This window comes from Lagierella sp. (genome assembly GCF_029983815.1).
Classification (GTDB): Bacteria; Bacillota; Clostridia; order Tissierellales; family Peptoniphilaceae; genus Mediannikoviicoccus.
In genome coordinates this window covers 69,087-87,180 of sequence record NZ_JASBYU010000001.1, presented here as the reverse complement: position 1 = coordinate 87,180, position 18,094 = coordinate 69,087, and the positions used below count along the sequence as shown (strand labels likewise).

Here is an 18,094-nt window from a genome sequence, read left to right as displayed (position 1 = left end):
TGATTATTGTTAATGATTTTACCCTTACGCCGTTACTAATTTCAATTTAACGGTACTAGGGTTATTATGGAGGAAATTTGAGTAGAAAAGAAGCAAGGGAATGGATAGTAAAATTAATATTCCAAATGACCTTAAACAATGAATATAAATTGGAAAATATTGAATCTTTTTTGATACATTTTGAAATTGATGAAAAACATAGAGACTTTATTATCTCTTCGGTAAAATCTATCCTTGAAAATTTAGAAACAATAGATAAGAAGATAGAAGACAACCTTATTGGATGGGACTTTAATAGGCTTTACAATATTGACATATCTATTTTAAGAGTGGCAACCAATGAACTGCTATTCGATGATAATATACCTAGTAGAGTTTCTATTAATGAAGCTGTTGAAATTGCAAAAAAATATTCATCTGAAGATTCTTTTAAATTTATTAATGGCGTATTGGGATCCATAGCAAAAGGTGATGAAAATGAAGGCTAAAGCCTTTACTGTTACTGAGATAACTAAATATATTGGAGCGTTACTAATTAGAGATCCATTACTTAACGAGGTTATAGTTTTAGGAGAAATCTCTAATTTTAAGAAATCCGGTGGAAATATATACTTTAGCTTAAAAGATGAAACCGCCACAATTAAATGTGTAGTGTTTAGAAACATGGAACTATCAAAGAATTTAACTTTGTCTGATGGAGATAAAGTATCCATTAGAGGTAGTGTAATAACCTTTGATAAAGGTGGCTATTATCAGCTTTTGGCAAAGGAAGTAGTCAATACTGGTTTAGGAGATATCTTTAAGCAATATGAGAAGTTGAAGGAAAAACTGAGGGTTGGTGGTTATTTTGACCAAATTCATAAAAAAAAGATTCCATCAATGCCTGAAAACATTGGGGTTGTCACATCTCCGACAGGTGCTGCTGTCAGGGATATTATAACCACTATTCACAGGAGATTTCCCATAGCTAATATCTATGTTTATCCAGCTATAGTGCAAGGTGTAAATGCGCCAAAAAGTCTAATTAATGGTCTAAATTTATTGGATTCTACAGACTACATAGATTTAATTATCATTGGTCGAGGAGGTGGATCCTTTGAAGACTTAAACGGATTTAATGATGAAGAACTGCTTATGAGAATTTTTGAGTCTAAAAAGGCGATTGTATCAGCTGTAGGACATGAAGTGGACAATATGTTATCGGATTTTGTAAGCGATTTAAGGGCTCCTACTCCAACTGCTGCTGGAGAGTTGGTTACTCCTAGTCTATTGGATTTAATTGACCATATAAATAATAGGATGGTCTCAATCGAACGAAATTATCATAATTTTTTCCTGGAAGAGAGAAAAAAGTTGGACTATTATGGAAATGTGATAAAATTCCACAGTCCTATGGAAAAAATAGGAAAGATGAAAATAGAAACAAATAGACTAAAAGACAGAATTATTCATCAAACACTAATAAATTTGTCCAGGAAAAAGGACAGGATAGAGAAATTTGAAATAAAATTGTTAAAGCATAACCCTTCTGACAGAATTAAGATTATCAGAGATGAGTTAAATAATTTAAATAGAATAATAAGTATTAAAATATTAGGAAATATAGAAAGGGAAAGGCTTAAACTTAAGAATTTTTATATAAAAATTCAATGTCATGATGATGATAGAATAAAAAAGTTAGGTTATATTCGAGTTTCATCTCAGGATAAATATATTAGATCCCTGAAAGGATTATCCTTAGGCGATCTTGTAAAGTTGCATTTTGAAGATGGAACTGCTACCAGTGAAATAAGGAGTATTGAAAATGGAAAATAGATTTTCGAACTACGAAGAGAGTTTAAAAAGATTGGAAGAAATTTTGGAGAAATTAGAGGAAGATAATATAACATTAGAAGAAAATGTGGTTTTATATGAAGAAGCTTTAGGACTCCATAAGAAGCTAATGGAAATACTTGATCGGGAAGAAGGCAAGATTAGAATGATGACAGAAGAGGGTATCTCTGATTTTAATCCAGATACTTTAGGTGCCGATGAATAATTTTAGAGAAGAATTTGAATCAAGAAGAAGTTTGATAAATGATAAGTTATCTGTAATTTTTTCAAAAGACAATATTCTACAAGAAGGATCAAGATATGCTCTAATGAATAGAGGAAAAAGGCTTAGACCCATTTTATTTTTAGAATTTTATAAGCTTTTTAAAGAATTAGATGAAATGGCTTTTGATTTTGCTTGTGGAATAGAATTAATCCACAACTATTCTCTTGTTCATGATGATCTACCAGCAATGGATGATGATGAATTTAGGAGGGGAAAGGTTACAACCCATATTAAGTATGGCGAGGATATGGGAATTCTCATAGGAGATGGCCTTTTAAATAAGAGTATAGAACTTGTGCTAATGGCCATTGAGAAGGCGGATAAAAAAACTGATTTCATTTCAAGTGCAAAGTACCTATATTCCCAGTCTGGATATAATGGAATGATCTTAGGACAGGTTTTGGATATTAAAAACCAATTGAATACTAAGGACGATTTTATCGATATGTACGATAAGAAAACCTGTGGGCTTATAAAATCATCTTGTAAATGTGGAGCGATATGTTCCGGGGCAGATGAAAAAGAAATAGAATTTGCAAAAAAATTTGGATACCATTTAGGTTTAGCTTTTCAATTGAAGGATGACTTATTGGATTTTGAGGAAGATTTAAGTTCTAATAAATTAACTTATGCTACCATAGTCAATAATAGGGAAAAAATAAAAGATTTAATTAGAGAACATTCTAATAAAGCATTGGAAAATTTGAGTAATTTGAAAAAGGATACTGAATTTTTAGTACTATTAACCAATGAGTTGGTAAACAGAGAGGTTTAGTTTTTAGACAAGCACTCAAGTACTTGGGTGCTTGATCTAGAAGAATATAAAGTTTGTCTTATTTTGACAAGGTTTCGTTTTTCCTATTAGCACTATGTGGGGTTATTAAAATATTTTAAGATTACATAAAAGGTTGAAGGACCTTAGCTTTTTATTGTTAGTGTTATAAGGAGAAATTATATGAAAAAGTATGCAAGACAAAGACTTATTTTAGACCTAGTTCAAAAAAATGAAATAAAGACACAGGAAGAATTATCCGAATTATTGGAAGAAAATGGAGTTCGAGCAACTCAAGCAACCATATCTAGAGATATTAAAGAGCTTAGAATTTCGAAAGTCCAGTCAAGGGATGGAGAATATCAATATGCTGTAATTGATACAGTCCATGATTCTTTAAATGAAAGATTAAATAAAATTTTTAAATCAGCCGTTTTAAACATCGACCACAATGGCGACATGGTCATTGTAAAAACCATTTCACATACTGCAACGCTATGTGCAGTACCTATAACAAATGCAAAAATTAAAAATGTATGTGGAATTTTATCGGGAGATGATGTTATATTTATAGCTGTGGATGATAAGAGTAAGTTGGATAAGATAGTTGATGAAATTAAATCCATTATGAAATAAAATTTGGTAAGGTGAAGAATGTTACAAGAGCTTTATATTGAAAATTTTGTAATTATAGACAAAGTCAGTATTGAGTTTTCCCCATCCTTTAATGTTATAACTGGAGAGACGGGGTCGGGAAAAACCATCCTAGTGAATGCATTAAAATTGTTATTGGGAGATAGATTTCAGAAAAATTACATAGGTAATTCTTCTAAAAAATCCATTGTTGAGGGAAAATTTATTATAGAATCTAAAGAGAAATTAGACAAATTTAAGGATATGGGATATGAGCTTGAAGATGGTGTCCTTATTGTCACTAGGGAAGTTTCCAAATCAAATAATAGTTTTAATAGGATAAATGGTAGAAATGTAACATTAAATTTTTTAAAGGTCTTAATGGAGGATTTAATAGATATTCATAGTCAAAATGAAAATCAAACCCTATTAAAACGTTCTAATTATATTGATATTTTAGATTCCTTTAATTTACAGGAAACTAAACCGATTTTAGCCCAACTAGAAAGTGAATTGTCGAAGCTAAAGGATTTAAAAGAAAAAAAGGAATCCTTGGATTTAAGTTCTGAAGAGGTTGACAGAGAAAAAGATATATTAGGATTTCAAATCCAGGAACTGTCTTCATTGGATTTGGAAAATATAGATGAGGAAGAATTAGAAAATGAATTGAGACTCTTGACTAATATGGATAATATAAAAACATCCATAAATAGGGCCAGTCAACTTTTTAGAACTGAAGAATTTGGACACTTTGAAATTCTAAATGCCATGAGTGAAATAATGAGTTCTTTTAAGGAGCTTTCAGAGCTAGATTTGGAATTGAAGCCTATATTTGATAGAATAGAATCCTCTTATTTTGAATTGGAGGATCTTTATAATGAAATTCAAAACTATAGTGATAGACTGTATTTTGATGAAGTAAAATTGGAAGAACTTAATGAAAAACTAAGAACTATAACTGAATTAAAGAGAAAATATGGTCCAACTATAACTGATTTAATAGAATTTAGAGATAAGGCTTTAAAGCGTTTAGATACTTTGAATAGTATTGAAGAAAATATAAGTTCTTTGGACAAAGAGATACAAAAAGTATATTCTAGTTGTAGATTACTTAGTGATCAATTGACAAAATTGAGAAAAATTCAAGGAAAAGCCTTGGAGAAAGATATTCTTCAGAATATAAGAAATTTGAATATGCCAAATGCAAAGTTTGAAATAGTGTTTGAAGAAAATGAACAAATTTCTTCAAAGGGAAAGGATAATATAGATTTTTATATATCTACTAATGTTGGACAAAAATTGATGCCTCTATCAAAAATTGCTTCTGGAGGAGAACTTTCAAGGATAATGTTAGCTTTAAAAACCTCACTAGCTTCTATTGACAATGTTGAAACATTAATTTTTGATGAAGTTGATACTGGTATTAGTGGGAGAACGGCTATTTTAGTTGGGGAGAAATTACAAAAAATATCAAAAGTCAGACAGATAATTACCATATCTCATCTGGCTCAAATAGCATCCTTGGCAAATTTTCATATATTAATTGAAAAAAATGAAGATCTTCAAGGAACTATTTCTAACATTCGTTCCATAGATGAAGATGAAAGGATATCGGAAATATCCAGGTTAATAGGCGGAGTAGATATTACTGAAAACACTATACAGCAAGCAAAGGATATGTTAATTCAAGGAAAAAAACTTTTTAATCTAGAGGAGAATTATGATGAGTGAAGAAAAGACTATAAAATCTGAGATGATATACGAGGGAAGGATACTCAATTTAAGAGTTGATACTGTAGAACTTGAAAATAGAAAATATTCAAAAAGGGAGATTGTGGAGCATGCCAATGCTGTGGCTATAATTCCCTTTAAGGAAGATAAGATTGTATTTGTAAGACAGTTTAGAAAAGCTGTTAATAAGGACTTATTAGAGCTTCCCGCTGGACTAATCGAGTCTAATGAACTTCCAAAGGAAGCAGCTAGTAGGGAATTACAAGAAGAGATTGAATACGATGCTAAAAACTTCGAATATCTATTTGATAGCTATTCTTCCCCTGGTTTTACAGATGAAAAGATGTCCTATTTTTTGGCGACAGAACTTTTTCCATCAAAAAGAGAAAATGATGAAGATGAGTTTTTAAATATTGAAGAATATACTCTTGAAGAAGCTTTGAAAATGATTGAAGAAGGTAAAATAGAGGATTCTAAGACTATTATTGGACTTCTATATCTAAATATGAGGAATTGTAGTAATGCTTAGTGTTGATTACATTCTTAGCTATATAATAATTTTTTCTGCACTGATTATATCTCTTGTTTTACATGAAAATGCCCATGGTGTTGCAGCCTTATATATGGGTGATAGTACAGCTAAGGATAGAGGAAGACTATCTTTAAATCCTTTAAAGCATCTATCCTTATTAGGAACTTTGTCCTTATTGATATTCCATTTTGGATGGGCTAAACCGGTTCCTATTAATCCTTATAATTTTAAAAATAGAAAGCTAGGAGATTTTTTAGTATCAATTGCGGGGATTTTAACAAATTTTGTGTTGGCTTTTATTTTTTTGTTTTTATTGGAAATTCCATTAAAAAATGCTAATTTAAATCCCTATTTATATTTATTCATAAAGTCCATGGTACAATATAATGTGTTCTTGGGGGTATTCAACCTTATTCCATTACCTCCTTTAGATGGATCTAAGTTAGTTATGTCCTTTTTGCCAGTGGATATTTCAGAAAGGCTTTATAGTTTTGAAAGATATACCAATATGATCTTGATTGCACTTATAATTACAGGTGTTATCTCACGAGTTGTAGTTTTCATTGCAAATGGAGTCCTCAGTTTTATGTATGCAATATTAGGAAGATAAGATGTTAAAGATAGAAACCGATTATTTTAGTGGTCCCTTTGACCTTTTGTTAAATTTAATAGAAAAGAATAAAATAGATATCTACACCGTTAAGTTAAGTGATATTACAGAGGAGTTTCTTCAAGAGGTCGAAGAATTAAAGGAAGTCAATCCTGAAAACATAGCGGATTTTATTTTTTTGGCAAGTACTTTATTGGAGATAAAGTCAAAAAAACTCTTACCTAAAAATGAATTTTTAGATGAAGAGGAAGTTGTAACTGAAGAGATGATACTCACAAGATTACGGGAGTATAAGAAATTTAAGGAATTATCAATAAAACTTAAAAAGTTCAAAGATAAGGCGGACATGTCATACCCTAAATTACAGGAAGATTTGTCCGGTTTTTTTGAGGATAAACCCGTCAATAAAGTAATTGGAGATTCTGATATTCTATTGGGAGAATTGTTTAAAGTCTTAAATAGGATAGAGAAGGGTAAAAAGAATTTAGAAAAATTCGAAGTCCTTCAAAAAGAAGAGTTTTCAGTAGATGAATATATGGAAATTGTAAAAAGTAAACTAAAAAGAGGAAAAAAAACCAGTTTTACAAGTTTCATTAAAAAGTCTACGGGAGTTGGCGAGTTAGTAACTTTGTTTTTATCTATCTTAGAATTATTGAAGATTAACGCTGTAAGACTATTTCAAAGAGAAAATTTTGGTGAAATATTTATAGAATTAAGGTGTGAAGATGAATTATAAATCGATTATAGAATCTTTGTTATATATTTGGGGAGAACCATTATCATATAAGGACATTGCAAAAACATTGGATATATCTCCGGGAGAAACTAAAAAGATTTTAAATGATATGATTGCTGACTGCAAATTTGACAATAGAGGAATTGAGCTTAAACAATTTGGAGATGGTTATCAATATGTTACTAAGCAGTGTAATTATGACTTTGTTCAAAAATTAGTTAATAGGAATGAATCTAGAAGAATAACCAACTCATCTATGGAAGTTTTATCCATAATCGCATATAAGCAACCAATAACCAGAATAGAGATAGAGGAAATACGAGGTGTAAAATCATCTGGTCCTATCGACACTCTAGTCAGTAGGGATTTGATTAAAGAAGTTGGAAGGTTGGAGCAAATAGGTAGACCAATATTATATGGCACTACGGATGAATTTTTAAGGGTATTCGATTTAAAAAATCTAAAGGAGCTTCCACAGATTGAAGAGATTCAACAATTGTTTCTAGAGGTGGATAAAGATGAGAATCAATAAATTCTTAGCCCATAGCGGAATTTGTTCAAGGAGAAAAGCAGATAATCTCATAGAAGATGGAAGGGTTAAGGTAAATGGTAAAAGGGTAGTACAGGTAGGGTTAAATATTAAAAAGTCTGATATAGTTGAAGTAGATGGTAAAATAGTTGAGCCTATTGAAAAATTCAAATACTACCTACTCAATAAACCTTTGGGTTTTGTTTCAACTGTAAGTGATCCCTTTGCCAAGAAAACAGTAATTGACTTAATCGATTCTAAAGAAAGACTTTATCCAGTTGGTAGATTGGATAAAGATAGTAGGGGTTTGATAATAATTACTAATGATGGAGATTTAACATACAAATTGACCCATCCTAAAAAAGATATTTACAAGACCTACCATGTCATTTTAGATAAAAAGCCCAGTTCAAAAGGTCTTAAAGAATTAATCGATGGAATTTTTATGGATGGTTTTAAAACCAAGAAGGCAAAAATTAAAAATATTGGGGATTTTAAATATCAAATTTCTATATCTGAAGGCAGGAATCGACAAGTCAGAAGAATGTTTCAGCACATAGGATGTGAAGTGTTAGACTTGAAGAGGGTTGCAATAGGAAAGATTTCTGACAGTAGGTTGCCTGAAGGGAAATATCGAATTTTATCCCATAGAGAATTGGAATATTTAAGGAGTTTATAATGCTAGTAGTAAAGGATTCTAGTCCTAAGGATTTGGAGTATATCAAAGAAAAATTTAATTTAGAATTTAGTCATGACTATACAGTTCCAGAAATATTTTTTACAATTTTTGAAGAAAGTGACATAATAGGTTATTCTAGAATTATCATTAAGGATAATAAACCATACCTTGCAGACCTAATAGTTGAAGGTGATTACGGATTTTATGATATGGATTTTTTCTTAAAGGCAACGGCTTCTAAAGTCTTAGACTTAGGATTTGAATATCTGTATTTCAATTATATCGAAAAACTTGAAAAGATTCTTATAAATTCTCCAGCTTACATTCCAGATCTGTTGAAGGGGAATTGTTCAAAAAATGTTTAAAAATTGTATTGGTTTGCTAGATTCCCTTTTATTGGATTTTAAAGGTAGGAAGGTAGTTTTTTGCGATTTAACTTTAGGAAATGGCAATGATTTAAAAAGAGCCTTCGATATTTGTGATTCAAAAAGTACATTTTATGGTTTTGATATTCAACCATTGAGTTTAAAAAACACTAGGAAACTTTTTAATGATAAGGAATTAAAAAACATTCATTTAATCCTAGATAGTCATGAAAATATTAAAGAGCACGTACAAGAAAAAGTGGATTTAGCAATATATAATTTAGGGTACCTTCCAGGAGGCAATAAGAATATAGTTACAAATTATAATACTGTAATTGCTAGCCTGGAAAATTTATTAACCAGTTTAAATATTGGAGGAAAGATTTTTATAACCTTTTATCCTGGACATGACTCTGGTAGAGAGGAATCTAAGTATATTCAGGAATTTCTTAGAAGTTTAAATCAGAAACAATATGAAATTTTAAAATTTGATTTTATTAATCAAGTAAATAATCCACCATTTTTAATTACATTGGAGAAGATAAAATGAAAGACATCATAGTTTTAGGTGGTGGTCCATCGGGAATGATGGCAGCCATCGCTGCAAAAAATGAAAATAATAATGTCACCTTAATTGAGCAAAATGAAAAGTTGGGAAAGAAGCTCTATATTACTGGAAAAGGTAGATGTAATATAACCAATTATAGGGATATTTCTGAGTTTTTCACACAGATGAATAGAAATGGAAAATTCCTATATTCATCTTTTTATACTTTCACAAATATGGATATTTTAGACCTTTTATCTAAAAATGGATTGGAATATAAAGTAGAAAGGGGAGAAAGGGTATTTCCTAAAACTGATAAATCTTCAGATGTTATAAAAACTTTTAAAAAAATATTAGTAGATAAGGAGATCTCTTTAATTTTTAACCAGAAAATCAAGTATATTGAAAAAAGAAAATCAAAGTTTTACCTATATAGTAAAGACGAAAGGTATAGTTGTGATTATTTAGTTGTTGCCACTGGAGGCTTATCCTATCAATCCACAGGTTCTACAGGAGACGGTTATAAATTTGCAAAAAATTTCGGCTTGAATATAACACAAACCTATCCTGGATTGGTTGGTGTTAACTTAAAGGGAGATTTGTATAAAAAACTAACAGGGGTTAATTTAAAGAATGTTGAAATTACCCTTTTAAAGGATAATAAGAAATTTAAGACCGACTTTGGTGAGGCCTTATTTACTCATTATGGAATTTCAGGACCGATAATTTTAAGTTTATCTTCACTAATCTATCCAAATTCTAAATATTCTATTTCCATTGATTTGAAACCAGGTTTGAATATTAGTCAATTAGATGATAGAATAAATCGGGATTTCAATAAATACTTAAATAAAGATATTGAAAATGGTTTGAAAGACCTTTTAATTAAGAGTTTGATAGAACCAATTTTATTTAACGCGGAAATTCCAAAAGATAAAAAAATCAATCAGATTACTAAAGAAGAAAGAGCAAGACTGGTGAAGGCCATAAAGCAGTTTGAATTTGATATTGCCGGATTACGTGATTTTAATGAAGCTATTGTCACTAGGGGAGGAATAGATGTAGTTGAAATTGACTCCTCAACAATGGAATCTAAAAAAGTACAAGGTTTATACTTTACAGGAGAAGTACTTGATTTAGACGGCTTTACAGGCGGGTATAACCTTCAAATTGCATATTCTACTGGTTTTCTTGCTGGAAATTCTATAAAGGAAAAGTCTAATGATAATAAATAGTTCAAGAGTTAACAATAAAAATCCCAAAGAAGTTGCAGAAGTAATTTTAGAGAGCATAGAAAAACTTTCAAAGAATTTTGATTATTTTCTCATTTTTCTTCCTCAAAGTCATGTTGAGGTAGTTGAGTATTTAAATTCATCAGGATTCGAAGGCTTTATAAGTGTATCTATTTTGTCTAATAAGGATAATTTTAATATTTATATTGAAAGTCTTAGGAAAGAGAATTTTGTCATTGCAATAGATGGTCCTTCTGCATCGGGAAAGAGTACGGTGGCTAGGGAAATATCAAAAATATTAGGAATTGAGTATTTGGACACAGGAGCCATGTATCGAGGATTCACCTTGTATCTGTTGGAAAATAATATCGAATTTAATGAAAAAGAGATTGAAAAAATAATTGACGATATTCAAATAGATGTTTTTGAGGATAAGGTAATTTTAAATGGGAAAGACGTATCCAAAGATATACGTGGAAATTTAGTTACTAAAAATGTCTCTGAGGTATCAAAATTTCAAATTGTTCGTAATCACCTTGTAGACTTACAAAAAAAGATTGCAGAAGGAAAGTCCATAGTCTTAGATGGAAGAGATATTGGAACTGTGGTATTTCCAAATGCCAGGTATAAATTTTTCGTTACAGCTTCTGTAGAAGAGAGAGCAAAACGTAGACTAAATGACAGTAAGAGTGATTTAAACAAGGATTACAACTCTATTTTAGAAGATCTCAAAAGGAGAGATGAAATAGATATCAATAGAAAGATATCTCCTTTAAAAAGGGCAGAGGATGCTAAGCTAATAGATTCTACCGACATGTCATTACAAGAGGTCATAGAAGAAGTCATTACAAATATTAGAGGTGAAAATGTATAAATTTTTAAAAGGGGTAGTAGGTTTTTTTATTAAAATTTTATATAAGATAGAGGTTTATGGAAAAGAAAATGTCCCTAAAGAAGGACCGTTGATATTATGTGCTAATCATAAAAGTTTATTGGATCCAATTGTATTAGCGGTGGCAATGGATAGACAAGTTCATTTTATGGGAAAAGAGGAACTTTGGGACAATCCAATACTTAAGTTTCTATTGGACAGAGTTGGAGCTTTTCCGGTTAATAGATCTAAATCCGATTTAAAGAGTATTAGAACTTCTATGGCAATATTAAAAAGAGGAGATGTTCTTGGGATTTTTCCTGAGGGGACTAGGGTTAAGACAGTGTCCATAGAAAATATTAAGGAAGGAATAGGGATGCTTTCAAATAGGAGCAAATCCATTATCCAACCAGTCTTTATAGATACGGAATATAAAATGTTTAAACCGGTTAAAATTCATTTTAGAAAACAGGTCAATCCTTTGGATTTTAGCGAATGTGGAAGAGAAATCAATAGAGAGATTACTAAAGCTGTGTATTATAAAATTTATGATATTAAGGAGTGAACATGCAAATTTTTATTGCAGAAAATTCAGGGTTTTGCTTTGGAGTGAAAAATGCAATCCAAAATTCTGAAAAAGCATTAAAGTCTGGAATAAAAACAATTTCTACTGGAGATATAATTCACAATCCCCAGGAAGTAGATAGACTTATGAAAATGGGATTAGTTGTAAATAAAACTCCGGAAGAAGTTCAGGTTGATACAAATTTGATTATTAGGGCCCATGGAGAGTCCCTAGACAAGAAAGAAGAATATATAAAGTTAGGATATACTCTTGTAGATTGTACATGTCCAGTACTATTAGCAATTTATAAGCAAATGCAAAAAGCAGAAGAGGATGGTTATACTATAGTTATTATTGGAAATAAAGATCATCCAGAAATTAAAGCTATGGCTGGACATTTGAAAAATAAACCTATAATAGTTAATTCAAAAGAAGAAGCTAAAAAAATAAAAAACTTAGAGAATTTATTTGTTGTTTCACAAACTACAAATATTTACGAGAAATTTTTTGAATTATCTGATATAATAGAGGGTAGCAATACTAATGTATTGATAAAAAATACGATATGCAATGCAACAAAGAATAGACAACAGGCGACTATTGAACTTTCAAAAAAAGTAGATGCAATGGTCGTTATAGGAGGAAGAACAAGTTCGAATACTAACAAGCTCTTTGAATTGTCCAAAAAGCATTGTAAAAATACATTTATGATTGAGACCATAGATGATTTATCTTTACAAGAGGTATGTAAATATAATAGAATAGGAATTACGGCAGGTGCGTCCACACCTGCTTGGATAATTGAGGAGGTTGTTCAAGTAATGGATAATTACAGCAAAGATGAGTTTATGGAACAAGTAGAGGGTAGTATAACAAAGATATACCCTAAAGATGTGGTTAAAGGTAGTGTTATTTACGTTACCGATTCTGAAGTTATGGTAAATATTGGTTACACTTCAGATGGAATTATTAAACAAGATGAGCTTTCTAACGATCCAGATGTTAAGCCAAGAGATCTTTTTACAGAAGGTCAAGAAGTTGAAGTATATGTTATTAAGCTAGATGATGGTGAAGGAAATGTTGTTCTTTCAACCAGAAGAGTGGAAGGCTTAAAAAATTGGAGAAAGCTTGTAGAGATATCTGAAAATGATGGTACAGTTGAAGCTACAATTACTAAAGAGGTTAAGGGTGGTCTTCTAGCTACTGTTTTTGATATCAATGCATTTATTCCAGGATCTCAAGTTGCTACTACTTATGTTAAGGACTTATCTCCTTATGTTGGGCAAACTTTAGAATGTAAAATTATTAACGTAGATGAAAAGAAGAGAAGATTAGTTTTATCAAGAAGAGCTGTAGAAGAGGAAGAACTTCAAAAGCAAATCGATAAAGCTTGGGAAAACATCGAAGTTGGTAAGGTAATAGAAGGTAGAGTTGAAAGATTAACTGATTTTGGAGCTTTTGTCGACATAGGAGGAGTGGATGGATTAATCCATATTTCTGATATTTCTTGGAAGAGAATTCAACATCCATCTGATGTTCTTAAGGTTGGCGATGAGATTGAAGTTAAGATTTTACGAGCTAATAGAGAAAGAAACAGGATTTCTCTTGGTTTAAAACAATTAACTAAGAAACCTTTTGAAGAGTTTATGGAAAACAATAAAGAAGGGGATATAGTTAAGGGAGAAGTTGTAAATCTATTGGACTTCGGTGCCTTTGTTAGACTAAAAGAAGGTGTTGAAGGTTTAGTTCATGTTTCACAAATTAGTTATGAACATGTTGAAAAACCATCTGATGAACTTAATATTGGCGATGAAATAGAAGTTAAAATTCTTGAAATCAGTCCTGAAACTAAGAGAATCGCTTTAAGTATAAAAGAAACTAAGGAAAAACCTGAGTCTAAACCAAGACCAGAACCAAAGAAGAGAGTTCAAAAACCTAAAAAAGAAAAAGCTCCTGAGTATGAAAATCAAGAATTAGAGCATAATCTTGGTGAGATCATAGAAGCAAAGCTTGATGAAAACTCAGAAGATGTGGAAGAATAAATTAATTTTACACTCAAACTTGAGTGATTGATTGCTACAAAAAAAGGTAGAGTTTACTCTATCTTTTTTTATTAAGACCTTTGGGGATTAAGTGGCAAAAATGGGTATCAATCTTCATAAAGCCAAGCTATCGAAAAGAGGGAGTTATGATTACCAGAAAGATACAAGAGGAATTTGAAATAAAGTACCTATCTCAATTTGCATCAAAGAGTAAATTTGCTAAACGTGAAATCGAAGAAGAAAAGGACTACTTTAGAACTTCCTATCAAAGGGATAGGGATAGAATAATTCACTCCAAGTCATTTAGAAGATTAAAACATAAGACTCAAGTTTATATCTCACCAGAAAAAGATCACTATAGAACAAGATTGACTCACACCCTAGAGGTCGCTCAAATAGCAAGAACCATTTCTCGCGCATTGGGTTTAAATGAGGATTTAACAGAAGCCATTGCCTTAGGGCATGACTTAGGGCACACCCCCTTTGGGCATATGGGTGAGGATGCACTATCTGTTTTGAATCCAAAGGGCTTTAAACATTATGAACAGTCTGCTAGAATAGTTAAGTTCTTAGAGATTAGCAAGGGTAAGCCGGGATTAAATTTGACAATGGATGTCGTTGATGGGATAGAGAATCATACTGGAGAGAATCGTGCAAACACCTTGGAAGGGAAAGTAATTAAATTTGCTGATAGGATAGCTTATATAAATCATGATATTGATGACTCCATCAGGGCGGGAATACTTTCTGAAGAAAATCTGCCAAATGACATAAGGGAGACCTTTGGGAATTCCCCTTCGGAAAGAATTAATTCCATGGTTGTAAATGTAATCAATGCTAGCATGGATTCAAATGATATTCAGATGGGCAAAGAGGAATATAAGTTAATGCTAGAACTTAGAAAATTTATGTTTCAAGAGGTTTATTTCAATCCTATTGTCAAAGCCGATGAAGACAAGGCAAAAGAAATAATTGAAAGATTATACTTATACTACTTAAAAAACATTGATAAACTACCGACTGAACATTTAAAAATTTATAGAATGTCAGATAAACTTCAAGAATCGACAAAAGAAGATATTGTAACTGACTATATTGCAGGAATGACTGATACATTTGCCATTCATGAGTATAAGGAGATATTTATTCCTAAACAATGGCATATTTAGAAATGATGGAGGAAAGATGGCATATATACCTGAGGAAAAAATTCAAGAAATTAAAGATCAATTGGATATTGTCAATATTATATCTGACTATGTAGAATTGAAACCTTCAGGACAAAATTTTGTAGGATTATGTCCTTTCCATAATGAAAAGACACCTTCATTTACCGTGTCCAAAACCAAGGGAATTTTCCATTGTTTTGGTTGTGGTGAAGGGGGAGATGCGATTTCTTTTATTATGAAGAAGGAAAATTTAAATTACATTGAAGCAATTCAATTTTTAGCGGATAAATTAGGTATATTTATAGAGACGGGAAATGTTGATAAAGAGTTATATGATCATAGAAAAAAACTGTATAGAATCAACGAAGAAGCTAAGTACTATTTCTTTCAACAGCTTCTTACTTATGAGAAACCTAAGGAGTATTTGGCCCAAAGAGGTTTACAAAAGTCTGTCGTAAACAAATTTATGTTAGGATATGCTCCAGATGGATTCAATAATCTTTTAAACTATTTTAGAAATAAAAATGTCGATACAAATGACCTTTTAGAGTTGGGACTTATAAAGAAGTCAAAAAACAACAGACTTTATGATGCATATAGGAATAGATTGATTTTTCCTATATTGAATACTAGAAAAGAGGTCATTGGGTTTGGAGGAAGAACCCTAGTTGATGATAGGGCCAAGTACATCAATTCCCCGGAGAGCATAGTTTATCATAAGTCACGGAATTTGTATGGAGTTGGAAATTTTAATAATATTTCCAAAAAGAACAAAGTAGTCCTGGTTGAGGGATATATCGATGTGATTTCCATGTATAATTATGGGATAGATTATTGTGTTGCCTCTCTTGGAACGGCTTTAACTAAAGAACAGGGGAAACTTATAAAAAGATATACTGAAAATGTATATATATGTTATGATGGAGATTCCGCTGGTAAAGCTGCTACGGAACGAGCCATACAGATTTTTAAGGAAATAGGGATATATCCAAACATTATTCAATTACCAGATGAATTGGACCCTGATGATTTTATAAAAAAATATGGTAAAGAATCCTTTGAAAATTTACTTGAAAATTCATTAAACCCCGTTTTATTCGATTATAATAAATTATTAGAAGAATTTGACTTACAGAACATAGATGAAAAGACGGTATTCTTAGAAAAATTGGTGAAACTCTTAAGTGAACTCGACAATGAGTTGATTAGGGATGAATATTTAAATAGATTTTCCAGGGATTTAAAGTTAGATCCTGAAAGCTTAAAAAATGAAATAAATAAAAATAAATCTAATAGTAAAAGACCTATAAGAAATGCTCCAGTGATTAAAAAGATAAACAGATCCTATAAGTTTATTTTTCTAGAGAGCTTGAGATATTATATTTTCAACAATGACTTGGATTTGAGAAGGTCAATTCTAGAATCTATCAGTTTTATGGAAGATGAAACTGAGTATTTTATACCAACTGTTGTTTTTATAGAGGACAATGACATTGGAATTGACACAGGTTTGAAGGATTTATCTGAGATAGATGGCGAAAAAAATGTAAAAAAGATAGTCCAGTATACGCTAAACACTAAAAATCGTTCCTATTATGTAAATAAGGTCAATGTGGAAAGATTTTTAGAATCCCTAGAGAGACATGTTTTAACCATAAAGAGGGATGATCTTAAAGAAAAGTTAGCGTTGCTACAGGAAAATGATGAGTTAAATGAAGATTTTAAAAAGGCATATGCAGAAATAGCGAGGGATATATTTAAAATCGATACACGTTTAAAGAATATCCAGTAAGGGGAGGGTAAAGTGAAAGATACTAAACCAACAAATAGTTTCGATGATATCAACGATGATTTAATAAAAGATATTTTAGAAGAACTTATTTCTATAGCATCAAATAATGATGGAATGATAGAATATAAGAAGTTCACCGGAATTGATGGTTTTTCAGAGCTTACAGAGGAAGATATTGAAGAAATTGAAGATAGACTGGAAAAAGAAAATATTGAACTTTTAAAAGAGGATGATATCGAGAGGGAAAATGACTCTGAGGAAGAAGAAAAAGATGATCTAAAGGATGATGACGAGGAAGAAGATGACAATAAGAAGGATCCTCTTGATAAAGTTGAAAATTTAGCACAGGACATGAAGGGTATTAGTGTTGATGACCCAGTTAAGATGTATCTTAAAGAAATAGGTAAAATTCCCCTTCTAACTGCAGATGAAGAAGTAGATTTAGCAAAGAGGATGGAAGCTGGAGAAATATATGCTAAGAGAAGGCTTGCTGAGACCAATCTACGACTTGTTGTAAGTATTGCAAAGAGATATGTAGGTAGGGGTATGCAGTTCTTGGATTTAATTCAAGAGGGAAATCTTGGGTTGATGAAGGCAGTTGAAAAATTTGATTATACCCGTGGATTCAAATTTTCCACTTACGCAACCTGGTGGATTAGACAAGCTATCACAAGGGCGATAGCAGACCAGGCTAGAACTATAAGAATTCCTGTTCATATGGTAGAAACCATTAATAAATTGGTAAGGATTGAAAGACAATTGATTCAGGAGTTAGGAAGAGATCCAACAAACGAAGAGATTGCTAAGGAAATGGGAATTGATGTAGAAAAAGTAAGGGAAGTAAGAAAGATTGCTCAAGAACCTGTTTCTTTGGAAACTCCAATAGGTGAAGAAGAGGATAGTCATCTGGGAGACTTTATTGAGGATGAGACTGCAGTAGCACCAGATGAGGCAGCTAATTTTACTATGTTGAGGGAACAATTAGATGATATTTTATCCACTTTAAATGATAGAGAAAGAAAGGTTCTTGAATTAAGATTTGGATTGACCGATGGGACTCCTAGAACTTTGGAAGAAGTTGGTAAAGAATTTAACGTTACTAGGGAGAGAATAAGACAAATTGAAGCTAAAGCTTTAAGAAAGTTGAAACATCCTAGTAGAAGTCAAAAACTGAGAGATTTTTTGGAGTAA

Annotated in this window: 20 protein-coding genes; all 20 read left to right on the top strand. The window is 31.3% G+C overall.

The window, feature by feature from the left end; all coding sequences use genetic code 11:
• Window positions 1-77 precede the first annotated feature (77 nt).
• Window positions 78-488 carry a transcription antitermination factor NusB gene (gene nusB, locus Q1K37_RS00450; RefSeq protein ID WP_300408212.1) on the top strand — a complete coding sequence of 137 codons (411 nt, stop codon included), beginning with the start codon at window positions 78-80 and terminating at the stop codon, window positions 486-488.
• Entirely contained in the window at window positions 478-1,815 is a 1,338-nt protein-coding gene (gene xseA / locus Q1K37_RS00445; RefSeq protein WP_300408209.1) for an exodeoxyribonuclease VII large subunit, read from the top strand. The genes nusB and xseA overlap by 11 nt, the downstream gene beginning before the upstream one ends.
• A complete protein-coding gene (gene xseB, locus Q1K37_RS00440) occupies window positions 1,805-2,038 on the top strand; it encodes an exodeoxyribonuclease VII small subunit (RefSeq protein WP_300408206.1) in 234 nt (77 codons plus the stop codon). The genes xseA and xseB overlap by 11 nt, the downstream gene beginning before the upstream one ends.
• Window positions 2,031-2,873, top strand: a complete 843-nt coding sequence (locus Q1K37_RS00435) for a polyprenyl synthetase family protein (RefSeq protein WP_300408203.1) — start codon at window positions 2,031-2,033, stop codon at window positions 2,871-2,873. The genes xseB and Q1K37_RS00435 overlap by 8 nt, the downstream gene beginning before the upstream one ends.
• Window positions 2,874-3,053: 180 nt before the next feature.
• Window positions 3,054-3,506: an arginine repressor gene (gene argR / locus Q1K37_RS00430; RefSeq protein ID WP_300408200.1), complete on the top strand. Its 453-nt coding sequence runs from the start codon at window positions 3,054-3,056 to the stop codon at window positions 3,504-3,506.
• Window positions 3,507-3,524: 18 nt separating this feature from the next.
• Window positions 3,525-5,234 carry a DNA repair protein RecN gene (gene recN / locus Q1K37_RS00425; RefSeq protein ID WP_300408197.1) on the top strand — a complete coding sequence of 570 codons (1,710 nt, stop codon included), beginning with the start codon at window positions 3,525-3,527 and terminating at the stop codon, window positions 5,232-5,234.
• Complete coding sequence (locus Q1K37_RS00420) at window positions 5,224-5,763, top strand: NUDIX hydrolase (RefSeq protein ID WP_300408195.1); 540 nt, start codon at window positions 5,224-5,226, stop codon at window positions 5,761-5,763. Before recN ends, Q1K37_RS00420 begins: the two co-directional genes overlap by 11 nt.
• A complete protein-coding gene (locus Q1K37_RS00415) occupies window positions 5,756-6,376 on the top strand; it encodes a site-2 protease family protein (RefSeq protein WP_300408193.1) in 621 nt (206 codons plus the stop codon). Before Q1K37_RS00420 ends, Q1K37_RS00415 begins: the two co-directional genes overlap by 8 nt.
• A 1-nt stretch (window position 6,377) precedes the next feature.
• Entirely contained in the window at window positions 6,378-7,112 is a 735-nt protein-coding gene (locus tag Q1K37_RS00410; RefSeq protein ID WP_300408190.1) for a segregation/condensation protein A, read from the top strand.
• A complete protein-coding gene (scpB, locus tag Q1K37_RS00405; RefSeq protein ID WP_300408187.1) occupies window positions 7,102-7,644 on the top strand; it encodes an SMC-Scp complex subunit ScpB in 543 nt (180 codons plus the stop codon). The genes Q1K37_RS00410 and scpB overlap by 11 nt, the downstream gene beginning before the upstream one ends.
• Window positions 7,631-8,320 carry a pseudouridine synthase gene (locus tag Q1K37_RS00400; RefSeq protein ID WP_300408184.1) on the top strand — a complete coding sequence of 230 codons (690 nt, stop codon included), beginning with the start codon at window positions 7,631-7,633 and terminating at the stop codon, window positions 8,318-8,320. Before scpB ends, Q1K37_RS00400 begins: the two co-directional genes overlap by 14 nt.
• A complete protein-coding gene (locus tag Q1K37_RS00395; protein ID WP_300408181.1) occupies window positions 8,320-8,685 on the top strand; it encodes a hypothetical protein in 366 nt (121 codons plus the stop codon). The genes Q1K37_RS00400 and Q1K37_RS00395 overlap by 1 nt, the downstream gene beginning before the upstream one ends.
• On the top strand, window positions 8,678-9,235 hold the full coding sequence (locus Q1K37_RS00390) for a class I SAM-dependent methyltransferase (protein WP_300408178.1): 558 nt from the start codon (window positions 8,678-8,680) through the stop codon (window positions 9,233-9,235). The genes Q1K37_RS00395 and Q1K37_RS00390 overlap by 8 nt, the downstream gene beginning before the upstream one ends.
• Entirely contained in the window at window positions 9,232-10,467 is a 1,236-nt protein-coding gene (locus tag Q1K37_RS00385; RefSeq protein ID WP_300408175.1) for an NAD(P)/FAD-dependent oxidoreductase, read from the top strand. Before Q1K37_RS00390 ends, Q1K37_RS00385 begins: the two co-directional genes overlap by 4 nt.
• A complete protein-coding gene (gene cmk / locus Q1K37_RS00380) occupies window positions 10,454-11,338 on the top strand; it encodes a (d)CMP kinase (protein WP_300408172.1) in 885 nt (294 codons plus the stop codon). Before Q1K37_RS00385 ends, cmk begins: the two co-directional genes overlap by 14 nt.
• Window positions 11,331-11,900, top strand: a complete 570-nt coding sequence (locus Q1K37_RS00375) for a lysophospholipid acyltransferase family protein (protein ID WP_300408169.1) — start codon at window positions 11,331-11,333, stop codon at window positions 11,898-11,900. Before cmk ends, Q1K37_RS00375 begins: the two co-directional genes overlap by 8 nt.
• A gap of 2 nt (window positions 11,901-11,902) precedes the next feature.
• Window positions 11,903-13,942 (top strand): bifunctional 4-hydroxy-3-methylbut-2-enyl diphosphate reductase/30S ribosomal protein S1, encoded by a 2,040-nt coding sequence (locus Q1K37_RS00370; RefSeq protein ID WP_300408167.1) that lies wholly within the window; start codon window positions 11,903-11,905, stop codon window positions 13,940-13,942.
• A 146-nt stretch (window positions 13,943-14,088) separates the two neighbouring features.
• Complete coding sequence (locus tag Q1K37_RS00365) at window positions 14,089-15,111, top strand: deoxyguanosinetriphosphate triphosphohydrolase (protein WP_300408164.1); 1,023 nt, start codon at window positions 14,089-14,091, stop codon at window positions 15,109-15,111.
• Between the two features lie 16 nt (window positions 15,112-15,127).
• Window positions 15,128-16,903 carry a DNA primase gene (dnaG, locus tag Q1K37_RS00360; protein WP_300408161.1) on the top strand — a complete coding sequence of 592 codons (1,776 nt, stop codon included), beginning with the start codon at window positions 15,128-15,130 and terminating at the stop codon, window positions 16,901-16,903.
• A gap of 114 nt (window positions 16,904-17,017) precedes the next feature.
• Entirely contained in the window at window positions 17,018-18,094 is a 1,077-nt protein-coding gene (gene rpoD / locus Q1K37_RS00355) for an RNA polymerase sigma factor RpoD (protein WP_300408566.1), read from the top strand.